The 21,104-nt window shown below is 52.2% G+C and carries 17 protein-coding genes; 9 read left to right on the forward strand and 8 right to left on the reverse strand.

Features of this window, described 5'->3' with window-relative positions; genetic code table 11:
- Positions 1 to 3: 3 nt before the first annotated feature.
- Positions 4 to 1,113: a D-TA family PLP-dependent enzyme gene (locus D4L85_RS28780; RefSeq protein ID WP_119757556.1), complete on the forward strand. Its 1,110-nt coding sequence runs from the start codon at positions 4 to 6 to the stop codon at positions 1,111 to 1,113.
- 26 nt (positions 1,114 to 1,139) lie between these two features.
- Entirely contained in the window at positions 1,140 to 2,210 is a 1,071-nt protein-coding gene (locus D4L85_RS28785) for a dipeptidase (protein ID WP_119757558.1), read from the forward strand.
- Between the two features lie 128 nt (positions 2,211 to 2,338).
- Here the strand turns inward: D4L85_RS28785 and D4L85_RS28790 are convergent, their stop codons facing one another.
- The gene (locus D4L85_RS28790; protein ID WP_160144067.1) at positions 2,339 to 5,314 is read right to left on the reverse strand and encodes a M16 family metallopeptidase; all 2,976 of its coding nucleotides are present in this window, start codon (positions 5,312 to 5,314) and stop codon (positions 2,339 to 2,341) included.
- 157 nt (positions 5,315 to 5,471) lie between these two features.
- Between D4L85_RS28790 and D4L85_RS28795 the strand changes: the two genes are divergently transcribed.
- Together D4L85_RS28795 and D4L85_RS28800 are read left to right on the forward strand one after the other, a co-directional pair.
- Entirely contained in the window at positions 5,472 to 7,124 is a 1,653-nt protein-coding gene (locus tag D4L85_RS28795; RefSeq protein ID WP_119757562.1) for a S41 family peptidase, read from the forward strand.
- 2 nt (positions 7,125 to 7,126) lie between these two features.
- Positions 7,127 to 8,020, forward strand: a complete 894-nt coding sequence (locus D4L85_RS28800; RefSeq protein ID WP_119757564.1) for an alpha/beta fold hydrolase — start codon at positions 7,127 to 7,129, stop codon at positions 8,018 to 8,020.
- On the opposite strand, the gene D4L85_RS28805 is transcribed toward D4L85_RS28800, so the two are convergent.
- Together D4L85_RS28805 and D4L85_RS28810 are read right to left on the reverse strand one after the other, a co-directional pair.
- Positions 8,017 to 9,507, reverse strand: coding sequence for a M28 family peptidase (locus tag D4L85_RS28805; protein WP_160144068.1), 1,491 nt, complete (start codon positions 9,505 to 9,507; stop codon positions 8,017 to 8,019). The two genes, D4L85_RS28800 and D4L85_RS28805, sit on opposite strands and share 4 nt — an antisense overlap.
- A gap of 127 nt (positions 9,508 to 9,634) precedes the next feature.
- Positions 9,635 to 11,797 carry a glutamine synthetase III family protein gene (locus D4L85_RS28810; RefSeq protein ID WP_119757568.1) on the reverse strand — a complete coding sequence of 721 codons (2,163 nt, stop codon included), beginning with the start codon at positions 11,795 to 11,797 and terminating at the stop codon, positions 9,635 to 9,637.
- Between the two features lie 432 nt (positions 11,798 to 12,229).
- Here D4L85_RS28810 and D4L85_RS28815 point away from each other — a divergent pair, with 432 nt between their 5' ends.
- Complete coding sequence (locus D4L85_RS28815) at positions 12,230 to 13,063, forward strand: hypothetical protein (RefSeq protein WP_185154861.1); 834 nt, start codon at positions 12,230 to 12,232, stop codon at positions 13,061 to 13,063.
- A gap of 7 nt (positions 13,064 to 13,070) precedes the next feature.
- Here D4L85_RS28815 and D4L85_RS28820 read toward each other — a convergent pair whose 3' ends face one another.
- Positions 13,071 to 13,853, reverse strand: a complete 783-nt coding sequence (locus D4L85_RS28820; protein ID WP_119757570.1) for a sterol desaturase family protein — start codon at positions 13,851 to 13,853, stop codon at positions 13,071 to 13,073.
- 65 nt (positions 13,854 to 13,918) lie between these two features.
- Positions 13,919 to 14,605 (reverse strand): head GIN domain-containing protein, encoded by a 687-nt coding sequence (locus D4L85_RS28825; RefSeq protein WP_119757572.1) that lies wholly within the window; start codon positions 14,603 to 14,605, stop codon positions 13,919 to 13,921.
- Between the two features lie 160 nt (positions 14,606 to 14,765).
- Here D4L85_RS28825 and D4L85_RS28830 point away from each other — a divergent pair, with 160 nt between their 5' ends.
- Complete coding sequence (locus D4L85_RS28830; RefSeq protein ID WP_119758988.1) at positions 14,766 to 15,170, forward strand: TerB family tellurite resistance protein; 405 nt, start codon at positions 14,766 to 14,768, stop codon at positions 15,168 to 15,170.
- 117 nt (positions 15,171 to 15,287) lie between these two features.
- On the opposite strand, the gene D4L85_RS28835 is transcribed toward D4L85_RS28830, so the two are convergent.
- Complete coding sequence (locus D4L85_RS28835; RefSeq protein WP_119757574.1) at positions 15,288 to 16,997, reverse strand: amidohydrolase; 1,710 nt, start codon at positions 16,995 to 16,997, stop codon at positions 15,288 to 15,290.
- 161 nt (positions 16,998 to 17,158) lie between these two features.
- Between D4L85_RS28835 and D4L85_RS28840 the strand changes: the two genes are divergently transcribed.
- The 3 genes from D4L85_RS28840 to D4L85_RS28850 all read left to right on the forward strand — a co-directional run bounded on the left by D4L85_RS28840 (position 17,159) and on the right by D4L85_RS28850 (position 19,626).
- Positions 17,159 to 17,881 (forward strand): hypothetical protein, encoded by a 723-nt coding sequence (locus tag D4L85_RS28840; RefSeq protein WP_160144069.1) that lies wholly within the window; start codon positions 17,159 to 17,161, stop codon positions 17,879 to 17,881.
- A gap of 189 nt (positions 17,882 to 18,070) precedes the next feature.
- Positions 18,071 to 18,817, forward strand: coding sequence for a hypothetical protein (locus D4L85_RS28845; RefSeq protein ID WP_119757579.1), 747 nt, complete (start codon positions 18,071 to 18,073; stop codon positions 18,815 to 18,817).
- Positions 18,802 to 19,626, forward strand: coding sequence for a hypothetical protein (locus tag D4L85_RS28850; protein WP_119757581.1), 825 nt, complete (start codon positions 18,802 to 18,804; stop codon positions 19,624 to 19,626). Before D4L85_RS28845 ends, D4L85_RS28850 begins: the two co-directional genes overlap by 16 nt.
- Here D4L85_RS28850 and D4L85_RS28855 read toward each other — a convergent pair.
- Together D4L85_RS28855 and D4L85_RS28860 are read right to left on the reverse strand one after the other, a co-directional pair.
- Complete coding sequence (locus D4L85_RS28855) at positions 19,621 to 20,640, reverse strand: NHL repeat-containing protein (RefSeq protein WP_119757584.1); 1,020 nt, start codon at positions 20,638 to 20,640, stop codon at positions 19,621 to 19,623. The genes D4L85_RS28850 and D4L85_RS28855 overlap by 6 nt on opposite strands.
- A gap of 44 nt (positions 20,641 to 20,684) precedes the next feature.
- Entirely contained in the window at positions 20,685 to 20,975 is a 291-nt protein-coding gene (locus D4L85_RS28860) for a hypothetical protein (protein WP_119757586.1), read from the reverse strand.
- Positions 20,976 to 21,104: the final 129 nt, after the last annotated feature.

Consider the following 21,104-nt stretch of genomic DNA (forward strand, 5'->3'; position numbering starts at 1 on the left):
CGTATGAAAACGGATTGGTTTGTTCTTCAAAACGCGGACGAGTTGGATACACCGGCGATGGTCGTGTATCCGGACCGTGTTATCGACAATATCAAAACCCTGGTGAACAGCATCGACGATGTGAAACGGTTGCGGCCGCATGTGAAAACACATAAGTCGGCGGAAGTAACCGCCATGATGCTGGCGGCGGGGATAAAGAAATTTAAGTGTGCCACCATTTCGGAAGCCGAGATGCTCGGCACCGTGGGGGCACCGGACGTGTTGCTCGCCTATCAGCCCGTTGGCCCTAAGGCCGTGCGACTGGCAGAACTGGTTCAGCGATTCCCAAAAACTGCCTTCAGTTGCCTGATCGATAATGCGACAACGGCCAAACAGCTTTCGGATATTTTCCTGGAACGAAAAAAAGTCATCCCCGTCTATATCGACCTCAACGTGGGCATGAACCGTACGGGGATTGCACCGGCCGACGCGCTCGCACTCTTCAAGGCCTGCGAAGCGTTTGAGGGTATCGCCGTCGTCGGCTTGCATGCTTATGATGGGCACCTGCGCGATCCCGATATGTCCATCCGTACACAGCGCTGCAACGAAGCCTTTACTTCCGTGGAGAAATTGCAAGCGGACATCCGGAAGGAAAGCGGCAAAACACTCACCATCGTCGCCGGTGGCACGCCCACCTATTCGATCCATTCCAAGCGCAAGATGATCGAATGCAGTCCGGGGACGTATATCTATTGGGATATTGGCTATGCCAACACCCTCAAAGAACAAGACTATAAATTTGCCGCCTTGGTGGTGACCCGCGTCATTTCGAAGCCGGCGCCGGGCATCATCTGCGTTGACCTGGGACACAAATCCATTGCTTCCGAAAACCCGTTGACGAGCCGCGTAACCTTTCTCAATGGCGGCGCCTTGCAACCCACCGGTCATAGCGAAGAGCACATGGTGTTGAAAGTTGAAGATGGAAGAGCGTATGCGGTAGGCGATGTCTTGTATGGCGTGCCCTATCACATTTGTCCCACCATCGCCCTACACGACCGCGTGGCCTTCGTAGAAGATCAACAGGTTAAAGGCTATTGGACCACCTTATCGCGCAACCGCAAGATCACGGTTTGATCTGAGTACAAAAATCCCAACAAATCATGTTTACGATCGACGCCCACCTGGACCTGAGTATGAATGCTATGGAATGGAACCGCGACTTGCGGAGACCCATTGTCGAAATGCGGGCCCGCGAACAAGGCATGACCGACAAACCCGACCGCGGCAACAACGTGGTGAACTTCGAAGAACTCCGCAAGGGAGACATCGGCGTGGTGGTCGCCACACAAATTGCGCGCTATGTGGCCCCGGGCAATACCCTTCCCGGCTGGAATTCTCCATCCCAGGCCTGGGCGCAAACGCAAGCCCAACTGGCTTGGTACCGGGAAATGGAAGAAGCCGGCGAATTAAAACCGATTACCACGTGGAGTGAATTGGAAAAACATGTGGCGTACTGGAACGACAACACGCCAAAAAACAACAAGGCCATCGGCTATATCCGCAGCCTGGAAGGCGCCGACTCCATCGTCACGTTGAAACACCTGGAGCGCGCCTATGCACAAGGGCTGCGCGCGGTTGGCCCGGCGCACTACGGGCCTGGAAGATATGCGCAAGGCACGAATGCCACGGGTGGCATGGGGGCTGCCGGCAAGGCGTTGTTAAAGGAAATGGAACGCCTCAACATCATCCTCGACGCCACGCACCTTTGCGACGACAGCTTCCGCGAAGCGATGGATAATTTTAACGGCCATGTGTGGGCCAGCCATCACAACTGCCGGGCTATTGTAGATCACAACCGCCAGTTCAGCGATGACCAGTTGAAAGAACTCATCGCACGGGGTGCGGTGATCGGTGGTGTGATGGATGCCTGGATGATGGTGCCGAACTGGGTGCGAGGGGTTTCTACGCCGCGGGGTACGAATTGTAATTTGGAGGTGCTCATCGATCATATGGATCATATCTGTCAGTTGGCGGGGAACGCAGACCACATTGGAATCGGGTCGGACTTGGATGGAGGGTATGGAAAGGAACAGAGTCCCTACGATATCGAGACGATTGCGGATTTACAGACGTTCCCGGGTTTGCTGGCCAAGCGTGGATATTCGGCGGGGGATATTGAAAAGATAATGCATGGGAATTGGTTGCGCTTTTTGAAGAGAGCTTGGAGCTGAAACGCATTTTCACCGCCCTCCTTCGCTAAAGCTCCCGTCTTCGCTAAAGCTACGACGGGCAAGTCGGCGGGCAAGCGAAGTCAACGCAAAGGGAATCCATGCGTTGACTTCGCTATTTAATATTGAGGTTATTGATTTGGTTTTTCTACGTTTATCTTCTGCACTTTTTCGTATCCAAAAACTTCGTCGAGGGAGAGTTGTTTCACTTCGCCGTAGGATTGTAGGTCTTTCAGTTTGATTTTGCTTTTGTCTCCGATCAGCACCACATTAAAATTCTTTCCTTTGATGTATTGCTGTTGGAATTTCGTCACATCCTCTAGAGTGAACTTTTGGGCTTGGTCATAGACGTCTTTGCGGATGTCGTAGTTAAGGCCGCGTTTGCGGGCCTCCTCGTAGTTGAAAAGAATTTCCCATTTATTGATGCGTTCGCTTTCGATGCGGCTCACGATGGCATCGCGGGCTACATCAAAACCATTTTGCGTTTTGGGGAAATCGGTCAAAAGGTTGCGCATCGCTTTCATGGCTTCGACTTGCTTGTCGGCTTGTGTGCCAATGTAGGCATAGAAGAAGTCGTTCTCGCTAGCTTTATCGGCCGAGCCGTAATAGGCAAATGCGGAATAGGCCAGTCCCTGGGCTTCGCGCAGCTCCTGGAAGATGGGAGAGCTCATGTTGCCGCCAAAATATTCGTCAAACATTTGGGTGATGGGCATGCGGCCTTTATCGAACTTCTCTCCCTTCGATAAGAACAGGATCTCTTCCTGCACCATGTCGTAATCGATCCAATACACAGAAGGCTTCTTCACGTCGGTCATGGCAAACTCGACGGCTGGCGGCAGGGGTTTCAATTGATCGGGTAAGACGTGTTCCTTGTTCAGGAGTGTGAGGAGATCATCCGTTTTCTTCGGGCCATAGTAGAGCACACGATGCTGTGTTTTTGTGAAGTCCTGGATCAGCGACACCAATTCACCCGACGTCACGGCCCGCAGATCTTTGTTGCTGAGCACGTTGGTGAACGACGATTGGGGACCATACAGGCCATAGCTCATCAGGCCTCCGAACATGATAGCGCTCTTGTCTTTCTTGGTGTCTTCGCGTTGCTTGAAAATGCCATCCACCAATTTCTTCAGGGCTTCGTCGTCGGGTTTAGGTTGGGCGAGCAGTTTTTCGAAAAGCTGCAGGGCCTTGTCCATGTTTTCGTTTAGCCCGGTCAGGTAGACATAGGTCCGGTCTTCGGCCGCATACACCCCAAAGTTGCAACCCAGTTTGAAAAACTCTTTTTGCACGTCCTCTGCGGGCATCGTCTCGGTGCCCAGGTATTGCAAATACTCCACCGCCACTTTCATGCGCGGGTCGTTGTTGGTGCCCACGTCCGACAGGAAGTAGAGCATGAACAGGTCGTTCTCGGTGTTGGGTGTGTAGAGCACCTCCACGTCTTTGTTCATCTTCAGTTTTTGAACGTCTTTGTCGTAGTCCAAAAATACAGGCTGCAGCTTTTCTACTTTATTGCTCAACAACGTCTCGTGAAACGGCGAACGGTTTTCCTTGTTCAGCGCCACTTTGGTGATGGAAGGCTTTTCTACTTTGCGCGCGTTCGGGTCTTTGCCCGTGCGTTTATACACCACAACATAGTTATTGGCATAATGCTCGTTGGCAAATTTCACGATGTCTTCCTTGGTGTATTTGCGCATGGCGTCGATCTCTCCTACAAAGTCCTGCCACGGGATGTCGTTCGTAAAGGCCAGCACAAGATCGCCGGACCGGGACCAGTTTTGTTGGGAGTTTTCTACTTTTTCTTTTTTCAGATTGTTGATCGCCGCCTCGATGAGGTCGGCTTCAAAAGCACCTTGCTTCACCAACTCGATCTGTTCCTGTAGCAACTTCTGCACATTTTCCAGCGTCTGGCCTTCGCGGGGGCGGGCGGTGAACTCGTGCACGCAATAGTCGTTCAGGTAGTCGACGTAGGCTTGCGGTTCCAGCACGGTTTGTTTTTGCTTGAGGTTGATATCCATCAGGCCGGCCTGCCCGTTGTTGAGGATCTTGTTGACGAGCGTCAGCATCCGGTAGTCGTCGCTGTTCCGGCCTTTGAAGCGATAGGCCAGCGTCACCCACTCGGCGTCGGGTCCCAGCACTTCGCGCACAATGGGTGTCGTGATGGGCGCTTCTTCGATCTTCTTCCATTCGGGAAGTTTCTCGTTGGGCTTCCATCCGCCAAAATATTTGTCGAGGGTGGCAATGGTCTTGTCATAGTCCAGGTCGCCGCTCAGGCAGATCGCTACGTTGTTGGGCCGGTAGTAGGTATCGAAATATTCTTTGATGGCAGTGATGGACGGGTTCTTCAAGTGGTCGATCGTGCCGATCACGGTTTGCGTGCCATAGGGATGGCTGGGGAAGATGGCGGCGTAGAGCGCTTCATACGTTTTCCAGTAGTCGTTGTCCAGGCCGCGATTCTTTTCTTCGTATACCGCCTCCAGTTCCGTGTGAAAAAGTCGGGGCACGATCTTTTGGAAACGATTGGCTTCCAGTTGCGCCCAGTTGTCGAGCTGGTTGGAGGGAATGTCGTTGATGTAGACCGTGCGGTCTTCGGTCGTGTAGGCATTGGTGCCCGTGGCGCCGAGTTCGCTCACCATTTTGTCGTATTCATTGGCGATGGCCAGCTTCGACGCCTGGTTAGAGACCTGGTCGATCAGCTTGTAATAGGCGACCCGACCAACCGAATCCTGCAGCGTGCCATAGTGATTGAACATGTGCTCGATGCTGTCGAGATAGATTCCCTCTTCTTTCCAGTTCATCGTGCCGAAATCTGCGGTACCCTTGAACATGATGTGTTCCAGGTAATGGGCCAGTCCCGTGTGCGATGCCGGGTCGTTTTTGCCCCCGGCCTTTACGGCAATCTGGGTTTGAATGCGGGGTTCGGATGGATATTGGCTCAGGTATACTTTCAAACCGTTCTTTAGCGTGTAAATCCTTACCTTCAAAGGGTCGTCGGGCACGTAGGAATAGGTGAAGCCCTGGCTTTCGGCGGTTTTCAGTTCCGGGGTCTTTTCCTGGCGGCAGGCGTATAAAAACAGGATAAGCACCGCGGCGAGTAACGGAATTCTTTTCATGGGTCTTGTTTTTTCTGTGATTTTTAAAAATACCGAAAGAATAACATACATTCCTTCAATTTTTACCAATTAAATGCTGAATTTTCCCTCTCCGAAAACAGCATCAACCTGATTTGCGGGTTTTACGTGTAGTAGATTTAGTTTGTGCCGCCTCCGTATGATAACGAAAAAAAGAATCATCATCCTCTCCATTCTCGCCGCCACCTGTTTTGCTCTGGCCTCCACGCGCCCGGCGGAACGGTACTTCGAGATCGCCAAAAACCTCGACATTTTTGCCACGTTGTTCAAAGAGGTCAATGCGTTGTACGTCGACGAGATCAATCCCAACAAACTCGTGCGCACCGGCATCGACGCCATGCTCACATCGCTGGATCCCTATACCAACTACATTCCCGAAGATGAAGTGGAAGACTTCCGCACCATCAACACCGGGCAATACGGCGGCATCGGCGCCATCACGCGCGAGATCGGCAACAAAACCATCGTCACCATGCTCATGGAGGGCTATGGTGCGCAACGCGGTGGCCTCAAGATCGGCGATGAAGTCGTGAAGATCGACGACGTAGAATTATCGAAACTCTCCCGCGAAGAATCAGGTCAACTCATGAAAGGCCAGGTGGGCACACCCGTAAGCCTCACCGTGAAGCGCATGGGCGCCGACAAACTTATCCGCCTTGAATTTAAACGCGAAAAGATCAAACTGAACAACGTGCCTTACTATGGCATGGTGGGCAAAGACATCGGCTATATTCAATTGACAGACTTCACACCGGACGCCGCAAAAGAAGTGCGCAACGCCCTCATCATTTTGAAAGACCAGGGCGCCAAAGCGGCCATCCTGGACCTGCGCGGTAACCCGGGCGGTCTGCTCATCGAAGCCGTCAACATCACCAACCTCTTCCTCCCCAAGGGAAAGCTGGTGGTGAGCACGAAAGGAAAAATTCCCGAAAACAATTTGAACTATGAAACGCTGAACGCACCGGTCGATACAGAGATCCCGGTGGGTGTTCTCATCAATCGCGGCAGCGCTTCGGCTTCTGAAATTGTAGCCGGCACGTTACAAGATTATGACCGCGGCGTGATCATCGGCGAGAAATCCTATGGCAAAGGACTCGTGCAAGTGAGCCGCCCGCTTTCCTACAATTCACAACTGAAGGTGACCACAGCAAAATACTACACCCCTACCGGCCGCTGCATCCAGGTGTTGGACTACACGCACCGCCGTGAAGACGGCAGCGTAGGCTCCATCCCCGATTCATTGAAAAAATCATTCAAGACCGCCACCGGCCGTACAGTATTTGATGGCGGTGGCATCGACCCGGACATCAAGACCGAAGCCCACGAAGCCCACGTGCTCACGCAAGTGCTCTTTGAAAAAGGTTTCATCTTCGACTTCGCCGCGCAATACGCCTTCAAACATGCCGAGGCCGTCGACGCCAAAACGTTTACTTTGTCGGACGATGAATATCAGCAATTCGTGGTGTGGATGAAGGATAAGAACTACAGCTACAAATCGTACCTGGAATACGAACTCCAGCAATTCACGGAAGAAGCCCACAAGGAAAAATACTACACCGATCTGAAACCGCAGCTCGAACAAATCCAGGCGCGCATTGCCGACAGCAAAAAGAACGAGCTCAACTTGTACAAGGACGAGATCAAAATGTTGCTGGAAGAAGAGATCGCCTCCCACTATCACCTGGAAAAGGGTGGCATCGAAGCAGGCTTTAAATACGACGATGACATTCGCAAGGCGACCGAGCTCCTGCACAACACGGCCCAATACAAAAAGCTTCTCAACCTGCAATAGTCATGGCCTTCGGTATCGGAAGGAAATTGCGCTGGTTCTTCCTGTTCCTGTTTGCGACCGTGATGATCGTGTCGCATTCCTGCATGACCTTCCGGATGAACTCCAAGGAGATCGATACTTTCTTTAAAGAGAAACACGTCACTGCCAAACAGCTCACATATAAAGCCGGCTTCCGGAACATGCACTATGTCTGCGCCGGCGATTCGCTAAAACCGCTGGTGCTTTTCGTGCACGGATCGCCGGGTTCTCTCAGCGCTTTCATCGACTTCCTGGCCGACACTGCCCTCCTCCATCACGCTTTTTTGATCACGGCCGACCGGCCCGGATTTGGATACTCCAATTTTGGAAACGGCGAAACGTCCCTCCAAAAGCAAGGAGAGATCTTGAAACCCCTATTGGAAGAATACAAAAAAAATCGCCCCATCATCCTCGTAGGTCATTCGCTGGGCGGGCCGCTCATCGCACGCATGGCCATCGACTATCCTTCGCTGGTGGACGGGCTCATCATCGTGGCGGGCTCGATCGATCCGGAATTGGAACCGGACGAAACCTGGTTCCGTGCACCGTTGGCAACGCCTTTCCTAAGCTGGATCTTGCCACGCTCCTTCCGCGCTTCCAATGAAGAGATCTATCAATTGAAACCCCAGTTGGAAAAGATGCTCCCGCTGTGGTCCAACATCACTTGTCCGGTCATTGTGATCCAAGGAAAAAAAGATTCGCTGGTGCCCGCGGCCAATGCAGACTTTGCTAAGAAAATGTTGGTGAACGCGCCGGTGGAGTTTGTATTCAAAGACGACATGGATCATTTCGTGCCCTGGAGCAACCCCGAACTCATCCACGACGCCATCCTGAAAATGATTCAGAAGGAACCCTTGGCGCAAAAGCCCATGCGCTAGTGTGCGCCGTATAGTTTCTTTCCTGCCTCTTCGTATTTATCGCCCTTGATCCAAACGGGTAAAACTTTATCATCGGCAATCCTGAATGTCGTCAGCACAAACGCCCTGAAAAACTTCTCCAGGTAGGTCATGTCCAGCGAGCCCACTTCGTCCGGCGGCTGGTGATAGTATTTCATCAATCCTTCATCAAACGTCTTCACGCCCGGCGACAGGTTGGCGGCGGGCACGCCTTTTATGGCGAAGCTGGCATTATCGGAGCGGTCGTACAGCGTTTGTTCCGGCGCTGGATCGCCACCCAAACCCAACCCGAACGCCGCGCAAGCCTCCTGCATTTGCTTGTCCACTGATGTGCGGTTCAGGGCTACAACGGTAGCGATACTCGTATCGTTGTAGCCACCTCCGTCGCAGTTGAGATCAAACACCATTTTCTCCAGGGGCATCAGTGGGTGATTCACATACCACTCACTCCCCAACAATCCCTTCTCCTCGGCCGTAAAGGCCACAAACAACACCGATCGCTTTGGCGGATGCTGCCCCAGAAAGCGCGCCGCTTCCAGTAGCGCCACCGTGCCGATAGCATTGTCGCGGGCGCCGTTGTAGATGGAGTCCGGCGTGTCGTTGTGCTTCACCCCTACGTGGTCGTAGTGTGCGCTAACCACCACCCATTGCTGGCCCAGGGTGGCGTCTGTGCCCCGGATGATGCCGGCCACATTTCGGCCACGGATGGCCTTTGACCGAATGCCTTTCACTTCCAGCGTACCCTGGGCGTGACGCGATTCCAAAAATGCCTTTAGTGCCGGCGACTCGCTGTTACGCAACACGACGTGCGGAAGGGGTTGTGACGGATCGTTTTTCAGTACGATGCGGTCGGCCGAAAAATAGCTTTGCACGGCTGCCCATGGCATGCCCGGCAGGGCCATCACCTCAACCAAGGCCAGCGCTCCATGGGCAGCGGCCAGTTTATTTTTTGGTGGCGACTCGCGCAGCAGTGCGCGCAACGGTCTTACCGTTTCCGGCGAGCCGGCCAACGCCACTACAATTTTGCCGCGAACATCGTACGTCTCAAAATCCTGGGGTTTTCCATAGCCCACAAAAACGACATCGCCTTGCAGGTTGGCCCCTACTCCGTTCAACTGCACCAGGTCATCTTTCCAGGCGAACACGGTACCGGCCAGCGTGAGCGACCCGGCTACCGGCGGGATGATCTTCTCCATTGGAAAATCCTGGAAATAGCCGTTGTTGTTACCCTCCACCGGGGCTATTCCATTTTGGATGAATTGGGTCTTCAGATAGTTGGCCGCGATGTCGATCTCGGGCGAGCCCGTGTTGCGGCCGCGCATTTCGTCGGCGGCAAGAAACGTGAGGTGGGCCAGCGCGTCGGGGGCCGTGACGATCTTTTCAATATGTCTTTGGATCTTCTTCTGTGCGAAGGATGAACCGGCAAGCGCCATGCAGGTCAGGAGCAAAAGGGAATTCTTGAAGCACATCAAGGCGGTTATTTTTTTGTGCGTCAAGGTATGGCGAGCGCCTTAAAAAAACAAAAACGGATCCTGGTAAGGGATCCGTTTTTCAATCTACAGGTCTAGGTTCAGGTATCGAAAAGTTATTCGAGTACTAGCGGAGGAACAACAATTCTCTGTATTTCACCAATGGCCAATCTTCGTTGTCCACCAGCAATTCCAGTTTGTCTACGGCATCGCGGATCACCTCGAAGTATTTCTCCTTGATGTCGTCGCAGTAGCCGATGGCGCGTTTGTGTGTGTCCGTGATCTTGTTGATGCGCTTGCGCTCTTCGATCATGGCACGTACGTTGTTCTTGATGGTATCGATGTGTCCGGAAATTTCCTTGATCGTTTGAACCACCGTCTTGTTGTCCACACCAAGTCCTTTCAAACCGTTGGCATTCTCGATGAGCTTGGTTTGATAGTTGATGGCGGTGGGCACGATGTGGTTCATGGCCAGGTCGCCGATCACGCGGGCTTCAATTTGCACACGTTTAATGTAGGACTCCAGCTTGATCTCCACGCGGGCTTCGTTCTCCTTGTGCGACATCACGCCGTGCTTCTCAAACAGCTCGGCCGATTTCTTGGTGGTGTAAGCATCGAGCGCGTGAACCATGTTCTTCACGTTGCCCAACTTGCGTTTGGCTGCTTCTTTTACCCACTCTTCCGAATAGCCGTCGCCTTCAAAGCGAACGTCTTTGGATTCCTTGATGTATTTGCGCAGCACGTTCACGATGGCCAGTCTCTTCTCTTCGCCTTTTTCGATTTCTTTCGATACGGCTTCGAAGAATTTTTCGAGTTGGTCGGCCACGATCGTGTTAAGGGCGGTCATTGCCGTTCCGCAGTTGTCGCTTCCCCCTACGGCACGGAACTCGAACTTGTTTCCAGTGAAGGCAAATGGCGAGGTGCGGTTACGGTCGGTGGCGTCGAGGATGATCTCGGGGATCTGATCGATGCCCAGCTTCATATACATGTTGTCGCCCTTCTCGATCTTCACATTTCCTTTTTTCTCCAACTCATCCAACACAGCGGTCATTTGCGAACCGATGAATACGGACATGATGGCGGGCGGTGCTTCGTTGGCTCCGAGACGGAAGTCGTTACCCGGCGTAGCGATGCTGGCGCGCAGCAGGTCGGCGTGTTCGTGTACGGCCTTGATCGTGGTGATGAAGAACGTGAGGAACATGAGGTTGTCGCGGGCGCTGCTGGTGGGCGCATATAAGTTGACACCGGTGTCGGTGATCAGCGACCAGTTGTTGTGTTTACCGGATCCGTTGAGACCGGCAAAAGGTTTTTCGTGGAAAATGATCTTCAGGTTGTGCTTCTCGCCTACGCGCATCATCACATCCATCATCAATTGGTTGTGGTCGTTGGCCACGTTCACTTCCTCGAACAGGGGCGCTACTTCAAATTGGCTGGGAGCCACTTCGTTGTGACGTGTGCGCACGGGAATACCCAACTTCCAGGCTTCGATCTCAAACTCTTTCATGAATTCGTAAACGCGGGGAGGGATCGATCCAAAATAGTGATCTTCCATTTGCTGACCACGGGCCGGCGCATGACCGAACACCGAACGGCCTGCCATCACCAGGTCGGGACGGGCATCGAACAGCGCTTTGTCTACTACGAAATATTCCTGCTCGGCTCCCAGGGAAGCCACGACGTGTTGTATGTCTTTGTCGAAGAGCTGGCAAACTTTTACCGCGGCCAGGTCAACGGCTTTCAATGCTTTTAAGAGGGGTGCTTTGGCATCCAGGGTCTCGCCGGTGTAGGATACGAAGACCGTTGGGATACACAGCGTTGTGCCATAGAGGAACATGGGCGACGTAGGATCCCAGGCCGTATAGCCGCGAGCTTCGAACGTGCTGCGGATACCACCACTGGGGAAAGAAGAAGCGTCGGGCTCTTGCTGAACCAACTCGCTGCCTTTGAATTTTTCGATGCCGGAAAGTGCGTCGAAGAACGAATCGTGCTTCTCGGCCGTTCCGCCCGTCATGGGTTGGAACCAGTGGGTGAAGTGCGACGCACCCTTGGCCATCGCCCAGGATTTTGCAGCAGAGGCTACTGCGTCGGCGGTTGCTTCATCAATTTTTTCGTGGTTCTTAATGGCCTGGCTTACTTTTTTAAATACTGCCGGAGCCAGGGTTCCACGCATCTGCTCCGAGCCGAAAACAAGTTCTCCATAGAATTTGGAAACATTGGGGCCGGGCATGTCTACATGTACTGGGGTACGTTCGCTCAGTTTCTTTAGAGCATCGAATCGTAAATGCGCCATAGGTGGTTGTAATTTTGATCTATTTGTTTCCAAATCTATCGGAATTTTCGAGACACCGTTAAAAACGCAACCACAATTTTAATTTTTTGTTAAGAACACGTTTGCGCTGGGGTTATTTTTTAAGGGGCAGGATGGATTTTTGGGAGTTTCGGCAGTCGGGAGCGGGGGGTTCAGGAGCCAGAATCCAGGAGCCAGTATGTGGGATTCGGTATTCGGTAGCCAGTAGTCAGTAGTCAGTAGCCAGTCGCTTGTGGTCAGGAGTTTGGGTGTCGTGAGGGAGGATTGAGCAAACCGTGGGGTTAGGGTGCTTGCTTAGCGGGTGTTATGTTTTTGTTACGGGGGATCGGAGTCTTTTGGTGGTGTGGCTGTTTTTGTGAATGGCTTTCCATCTGGCAAAATCATTATATTTCGCGATTATACCTGTCCTGTCCTATGAAATTGGCCAAACGGATCTTCTTCTTGTCGCTCATTGCTTTCGTGTTTTCCGGTTGTGATTTTATCAGAAATGCATTCGATTACACCGATACGACGGAGGGCTTTGTTAACTGTCTGTTACAGGGGAATTATGATAAAAGCCTGGAATACATGGCCCTGGATCATGAGATGGCCAGGAACACCAACCCGGACACGCTGAAAGCTGGCTTGGCGAAATTCCGGAATGTGTTGGTTGAAAGCTTCGGGACGGAACTGACGTATAGCCTGGTGACGGCGGAGAAGAAATTCTCTACCAACGCCAGCGAAAACACACCGCCCCATACCACCGTGGCTTTTGTTCAGTTTGCAAACCAGAAAAAATTTGGGGTCTTCCGGATTCTCTTTGATGATACGTCTAAAAAGATCCTGAACATCAACATTTCAGGCAAACCAAAAGACATCCCCAGTATGATTCCCTTTTGGGCCATTGTCTTGTTGGCGCTCACCATTCCCGCGTTCAATATTTACGTGATCGTGCAGATCAAAAGAAGCACATGGAATCGAAAATGGTTAAAATATCTGGCCGTAGCCCTGCTCAATGCACCCACCATTACTTATTCGGCGATGAGTGTCGTTTCCTTTAAATTACTTTTTTTCCAGTTCCTCTTGGGTATATCGGTGAGTACCATGGGTTATCAGGGTTCCGTCGTTTCGGTGGGCATACCGTTGGGTGGATTGTATTGGCTGTGGAAGCTGAAGAAGCAAGGGCAAGACAACTCCTCGTCGCCGTCCCCAACACCGGACGAGATCAGCCCGGTAAATAGCGTGGACCAATCCCCTGCCAATAGCTAGGACACTGTCAATTTGCTTCTACCCTACGACTCTTCACCTCGTCAAAGCGATCATCATAGGCAGGCTGAAGCGTTCCCATCCAACGGTCCCACCAGAGAAAATAGAGTCCGTAGTTGCCTTGGAACGTTTGGTGGTGGAGGTTGTGGTTCACAGAGGTGTTGATCCATTTTCCAACGATGCTTTTTGAAAATCCTTTCGGGTAAAGCTCATAGCCGAGGTGGCCATATACATTATAGACCATCATAAACAACAGAAAAATGGCGATGGCCAATGGATGCACGGGGAACAGGAACGCAATAAAAGCGATGACACTTCCCTCGATGACCGACTCGATCGGGTGGAATGCCATGGCCGCCCACGGGGATGGGTTGGTCGATAAATGGTGGACACGGTGGACGATCTTGTAGACGCTTTTGCGATGCATCCAACGGTGGGTCCAGTAGAAGTAGGCGTCGTGGAAGAGGATCATCAGGAAGATGCTGAAGATGAAATAACCCGTGCCATAGTCGCCGATCTTCCAATAGGTTTGGGTGTATTTTACGAATGGGGTGCCAAACACGCCATAGCCGATCAGGGCAAAGACAACGGCCGTGATGAGGGAGTAGCCGATCTCCCGGTAGTAGTCGCCGTTGGCCGGCAGCTTTTGCTGGATCTTTTTGTAGAAGACCTTTTTCCGGAAGATCACATAATAGAGCAGGAAGCCCAGCGAGGCCAGGAAAACATAGCGAAAGAGGATCACCAGGAGGATGGTCCAGAAGTGTTTGTCGGCCGTGAAATAGGTGGAGACCATACCTAAAGATAACGCTAACCCCCGGTTAGAAGGTTAGCGTTATGGTATGGATTTTTGAATATTTTCTAGCTGGATTTCTTCACCGAGCCGCCGCTGCTGGAGTCGGTTATGGATTTGTTGGGGTTGCCGCGGTAGCGGATGCTGCCGCCGCTGCTGGCCTTGGCGGTGAGGGCGTTGGTCACATTGATGCGGATCGAGCCGGCGCTGCTGGCCCCTGCGGTCACGTCCTCGGCTTCCAGGTCGTAGGCGTCGATTTCCCCGGCGCTACTGGCGTCAACGTTGAGGGATTTCGCCTTGCCTTTTATTTCGGCCTCACCGGCGCTCGAAGCACTGATGTCCACGCTTTCGGCGTTCACCGTCACTTCTACGTTACCGGCGCTGGACGTGCTGATCTCCAGGTTGGAAGCCTGGATAGTGCCCTCGGAATAGATGCTGCCGGCCGAGCTGGCCGATAGCTTGTCGATCTTGACATAGGTGACATATACTTTCACGGTGCCGTGGCGGCTCCCGTGATTTCCATCGCGCATGTGCACTTTCAAGTAACTCCCCGAGACCTCCGTCATTACGTCTTCGGGCCTGATGCCGCCGTCCGTTTCCACCCGCGCACTTTCCTTATCACCTTTGGTCAGGTAGACGTCGACACCTTCGGCCACCTTCACACCCGAAAAACTACCCAAGGCGCGGGTCTGCGATTGCGCCTGGATTAGGGTGGTCGACCCGACAAGTAAGATTATAGCCCATAAATTCTTCATATAGCAATGATATTTAACCTAAAGACCGGGCGCAAATATAAGGGTTGCATCCCGGCCAGATGTGGCAAATTATTTTGTCGATGTACGAAAACATCGTATTTTACAGTAAAAATGAATGTACATTTTCTAACATTTGTACTCCAAAAACAAACTGAGCCTCATGATTTTTGACAAGAAAGCAGAATTAAACGTTCTGATCAACCTCGCCGCCAGCGATAGCAACGTGGCCTCGCGCGAATCCAAACTGATCCATACCATCGGCAAAGCCAACGGCATCAGCAAAGAAGAAGTGGACGCCATGCTGGCAAGCCCCAAACCCATTGGCAGTATTGATACGTTAACCAACGATGAGAAGTTCGAACATCTCTACTACCTCATCCAACTCATGAAAATGGACGGACAGGTATTCCGCAGCGAGATCGTTTTCTGCGAACACATCGCCGAAAAACTCGGCTTCAAGAAAGGCGTGGTAGCCGAAGTTTCCCAACACGTTTACAGCGACCCGACCATCACCGCCGACCGCGATATGGTGAAGACGAAAGCCATGAAATTTTTGAAAGTATAATTCGCTTTTACATAAGACATGAAAAAGGAAGGTTAACGCCTTCCTTTTTTTATGGCTGTTCTGCCGTCTTGGTTTCCTGGATTAGGTTATGCATTGATTTCGGGTAGCGACGGCTGTTTAAGGCTTCGCATACGCCACCTTCCCTCCCACGATCGTCATCGCGATCTCTGTCTTCAAAAGATCATTCTCCGGGACGGTCATGATGTCCTGCGAAAAAACTGTAAAGTCCGCCAGCTTGCCTGGAGCAATGGAGCCTTTCATGTTTTCCTGGAACGCACCATACGCCGCGTCGAGCGTGTAGGAACGCAAGGCCTGTTCACGCGTCATTTTCTCAGCGGGCTCATAGCCGCCTTCCGGCTCACCCTTCAATGTCTTGCGCGTGACGGAAGCATAAAAGCAAGCGATCGGATTGAGCGGCTCAACCGGTGCGTCGGTACCGTTCACGATCTTTGCGCCCGACTTCAGCAGCGACTGCCACATGTAGGCTCCCTCCTTGATCCGCTTCTCCCCCAGCCGGTCGATGGCCCAGGGCCGGTCCGACGACATGTGGATGGCCTGCATGGCAGCAATCACCCCAAGCTGGGCAAAGCGTGGTAAATCCTTTGGGTCGATGTGTTGGGCGTGTTCGATGCGGAAGCGATGGTCTTTCGCCTTCGCGGGATTTTCGGCAAAGGCTTTTTCATAACGGTCCAGCACTTCGCGGTTGGCCCGGTCGCCGATGGCGTGGGAGCACACCTGGAAGCCGGCCTGTAGCGCGATCTGCGAGGTCTTCAACACGGTGTCCATAGACAACGTAGCCATCCCCGAAAAATCGGGGCGGTCGGTGTAGGGTGCCAGCAGCCATGCGCCACGCGAACCCAGCGCCCCATCGCAGTGCAACTTGATGGACCGTATGGTGAGCCAACCGGTCGTGTCGATCTCCGGACCTTTTTTTATCCACTCATAGATCAGGTTACGGTCGGGACCTTCGATCATCGCATAGAGACGCACGCTCAGCTTTCCCTCGTTTTTGAATTGGTGAAACAGCTCCAGGCTCTCGCGCGACGCGCCGGCATCGTGAAAGCCCGTGAGGCCGTTGCGCAGACAGGCTTTCAAGGCCAGGTCCAGGGCTCGCGCGTCGGTCTCGCGGTTGGCGGCGGGGAAGTGGTCGGTGATGAGGGATTGGGCGCGTTCGCTGAACAAGCCCGTGGGGTTGCCCATTTCGTCGCGCAAGATCTCGCCGCCTTCGTTTTGTTCTTTCTTCAGTTTCTCGACCGAAAGCTGGTTCACGCCGGCGATCTCCATGGCCTTGGCGTTGGCAAACCCCGCGTGGCCACTGGCATGCTGGAGAAACACGGGGTTGTTGGGCGACACCGCGCTAAGGGCCTGGTGCAGGGGAAAACCTTTCACCATTTTTCCGGGCTTCACCTCCCATTTGTCCTGGTGCCATCCACGGCCCACGATCCATTGACCCGGCTGCGCTTTGCTGACGGCGTCCTTCACGCGGGCCACGATCTCGTCAAAGCTTTTCACATCCATCAGGTCGAGGTTCAACTCGTTGTAACCCACGCCCATAATGTGCCCGTGGCCTTCGATGAAGCCCGGGGTGAGGGTCTTGCCTTCGAGGTTGATAACCGTTGTCTTCTCGCCGATGCGTTCGCGCGCCTCTTTTTCCGTCCCTGCAAAAACGATCCTGTCGCCCGTCACCGCCACGGCTTCTACCTGGGGATGAGCGTCTTCCATCGTATAGATCTTTCCGCCGAGGATCACGGTATCGGCCGGTGTTTGTTTTTTGCCACACGAAAAAGCGACGGCGGCAAGGACGAGGATGAAGAGTGAGTTCCGCATAGTGCGTTAGGTTTCAGTTTAGGTTGAGACGCTGGCGCGTTTCACGCCAAGGTTAAGCAGAATTTATGGCAGAAGTAAATGCTTCTTATCTTGCCGGACAAATTCCGGGATCAAAATTTCAAAGGGCCGATCCCGGGATCAACGTTTTAAAAACTAAACTTATGAAACTTCTGCGGGGACTGTCTTTCCTTTTTGTGCTGGCGTGTTCAACGGTGCAGGCACAACAATTCGGGCTATCGTTCTCTTACTTCATTCCCAAGAACGGTTATTTCTCCACGCCCATCAGCCCATTCTCCATCCGGGGCCTGGGCTTTGACATCAACCGGTTCCTGGCCATCGAAACGGGTGGGTCGCTCTATCGCATGTCGGGCCTCGGCGTGAAAGACCTTCCCTTCGAAACCAAAGACGCCATCGTGGGACCGAACTTTACCGTGCTCGTGCCTGTAGAGCTGGTGATCCAACTAAAAGGTTCGCGCGTCGAGTTCGACATCAAAGGTGGCGCGTTCGGCTTCTACGGCTTCAGTCAAAAAATCAACTACGGCAACCTGGACCGGGCTATACGCAAAGACATGAACTGGCAAGTCGTGAACAGCGACTTCAGCTTCAAAAATAAACCGGGCTGGGGTTATCACGCCGGTGCAGAGCTGACGGTCTATGTTACCCAACAAGTGGGCGTATCCTTGGAAACCAACTACCTGATGGGCCAGTCAAAATTCCCGATGACCGGAAGCTTCACCGGTGGCAATACTACGTTGGAGACTCGCCAAGTTTCTTATAATGACGCGAAGATCGATTTGACAGGGTTGGAGTTTTCGATTGGGCTGATCTTTGATTCGGGGCAAGGGAAAGCAGGGCCGCCGAAGAAAAAACGGAGACGGCGGTAGCTTCACCGCAGAGACCAAAGGCGCAAAGGAGGAAATACTTACCAACTCGCGAAAGATCGGGGTAGACTACAATCCTTGGATAATCGTATGAATGATCCTAATTTAGAGGAGGAGCAATAGGCCAATGTTGGCGCCTATCGATTAAAGTATACCACCATAAAATCACCAGGCGTTGGCCGTAATTTTTTTATGAAAAGGTTGTTTACATATCTAGCTCTGTTTTTCTCAAGTGCATCATTGGTGGCCCAAAGTAATAGTTGTCTAAAAAAAACTAAGGCGCTTGAAATTGCCTATCAATCTAAATCAGTCAAACTCTTGACTGATTTCCTGGAAGATTGGCACAAAGCTTCCATACAACAATTAAAAGCGCCACAAAAAAAGGATTCGCTCACAGAAATCATTTACTCAATTCACCGAGGGCTGTTTGATCCGTTTGACTATACAAAATTTGGATGGGTCGAGTGGGGGAATCGAACGTGGTTCACCGGGTCAAGATTTATTCTGATACAGGATATGATCCCATATGCGACCCGTTGTGACATTGACATTGACTCTCTAAGTAACCATTTGGACTATGTTTACACCGACACTGTTTTTAACTTTCAACCGGATATTAAATTTGAAGGTGTGAAAACCTTGCTCATGCTGGATCAATATAAATGCGTTGCAAAAAATTTCATCCAAGTAAATACCTTTGAGAAAGAAATAGAGTATTATGAAAAGAAGAACTTTTTAGATACTCTCCTTAAAACTACCATGGATAGGGATTGGAGTGCCATTTTGACTCAACCTACGGTAATAGGAATAGTGCTTTGCAATAATCGGCTCGCAATAGTTGACTATCAAATAGCAAGCACAGGCATGCGTTCCCTGATGAAGCTAGAAAACGGGCAGTGGACGATAAAAGAATCAATTGAACTATGGATAGCCGACTAAAAAACACCCTCCTCCTGGCCTTTCTTTTGGCATGCTTTCCCTCCGTCGCGCAAAAGCAACTGCAGCTTACCATTCTCACATTCTCGGGCGATGTTACCATCGGCGGACAGCCCGTAGCGGCCGGACAGTTGGTATACGACGACAGCAAAAATCTTCTTATCAGAGGAAAAGAAAGTTACGCCAACATCCTGATGGAAACCGGCTACGCCCGAAAGCTGGGAAGCGGAAGTTATTCGCCCATGTCTTTGAACAGCGTATCGGCGAGTGCAAAACCGCAGTCTTTCCACGCAGCGGATTATGAACCCATTGTCGTCCTCACGGCCCCGAGAACATCGACCCCGCACACGACGGTCTTTGGCGACTCTGTTTTCCTGCTGTGGGAAGGAGCCTATTCGCGCAAGCCCCTGCCCCCCTGCACGGTTTCGCTACTCAGCATGTTCGATGATCACCTCCTGGACACCACCTCGCAGAGTTCATTTTGCGCACTGCGTGTGGCCCCGTTTTTCCTTCAGGAAAAGGCCATCGTTATTCAGGTGAAATCAGGTCAGGCTCGATCATCGATGCATGTGGCGGCAAAAATGGATGAGGAGATGCGTCTGCGCATTCAAAACGATTTGCAAACCCTCGTAGCCAATACCGGGACCCAGCGCGCCATCGCCCGCCTCGCCATCTTTGAGATCAACGAACTCATTTACGATGTAACCTATGGTCTCTACAAACTCCGGATGGCAGAGAAAGCGGCAGGGGTGCCGATCGTTAGCTACTACTACCAACGACTGTTGAAAAAATACGGCATGGACACGCTATGATGCGTGATTCAACTTATACGGATACACCTTTCCCGACGCCCACTGTGCCACATACAAGTTGCCATCTCTATCCACACATACATCGTGGGGATGGACAAATAATTTTTCCGCTTGCGCCATGGGCTGCAATTTTCCATCCGCATACACGGGCGGTGTTCCCCCAATGTTAGAGATCACTTTGTTGTTCTTGTCCAGGATCGTGACAAAGCCGGTTCCCTCTGCGCCGAGGTCGGGTGAGCGAAGTACGGCGGCAAAGAGATGATCGCCTTTGATCACGGGGCGACATACACAAGCTCCAGGCAATGCAATGATCTCGATCAATTCTCCTTCCATCGAAAACCGTTTGAAACAATTGCGCGTGCGATCGGTCACTAACAGCGTGGGATTGCCTTTGCGTTTGTCGATCACGATGCCGTGGGCGTTGTCGAGTTTAGCATCGCCTTCTCCCCTGCCGCCAAAATAGTGTTTCAGTTTTCCTGTGGAATCATAATGTAAAATGTATTGGGCGCCATAGCCGTCGGCGATGTAGAAGTCGCCGTTGTCGGCAACAGCCACTTCGGTGGGGACGAATTGTTCGGCTTTGGGATAAAGGTTGTCTTCCTGGGGTGGGTCGATGGTGAGGAGCAGCTCTCCTTTCAGACTGGCTTTGTAGACCTGGTGCTTCACGGTGTCGGTGATGAAAAGGGTGTCGCCGGCGAGCGTGAGGCCGTGGCCGCCGGGGAATTCATGTCCCCAGGTTTGCAAGAGCTTGCCCGAGGTGTTGAAGACCATGATGTTGTTTTTGGTTTCGTTGGTGAGCAGCAGGATGTTTCCGGAAGCGTCCTGCACCATTTCGTGGCAATCGTTCACGGGATTTTTCAGCGGATCGGCTTTACTCCACTGGGTGTCCAGCGTGAACTTCATGTTGCCTTGGCCATAGACGGGGCCGGCTTTGCGGGCCAGCAGATCGGTGGTGATGGTGAGCGTTGCTATGGAGGCGAGGCTGGCGCGTTGGATAAAGGCTCTTCGTTTCATAGGGTTGTAGTTTAGAAATGTTAGCGACAGTTGATGATCATTTTTTATCCCTGCAGGCTTTCGGCGCCCATAGGTTTGACGGAGGTGAGCAGGTAGCGGTTGAGCGGGAAGCTCACTTCCAATAGAACTTTCAGGTGGTTATCCAGGGCATCCGTTACGATGGCCATATCGGTGCGGGAGAGGATGTAGGGATGGGGCTCTACAAAGCCGGGCATGGTCTGGAAGGATTCCCAGTGGATGGCGAGCGTGTCGCCCTCCTGGAGGCGCTCCAGTTCCTGCGGGGGTAATTCTACATAGGTGGTGCAGGAAGAGAGGTTGATTTGGTGCGTTTCCATTGGTGTAGCGATTTACTTCTGGGTTAAGGGGGCGAAGTAAAGCTACTGATTTTTTTAAAAATACATTTTATCCCTCCTTCGCTAAAGCTACGCCCTCCTTTACTAAAACTTCGACGGTCACGTCTTTTC

It is taken from the genome of Chryseolinea soli (assembly GCF_003589925.1).
GTDB lineage: Bacteria > Bacteroidota > Bacteroidia > Cytophagales > Cyclobacteriaceae > Chryseolinea > Chryseolinea soli.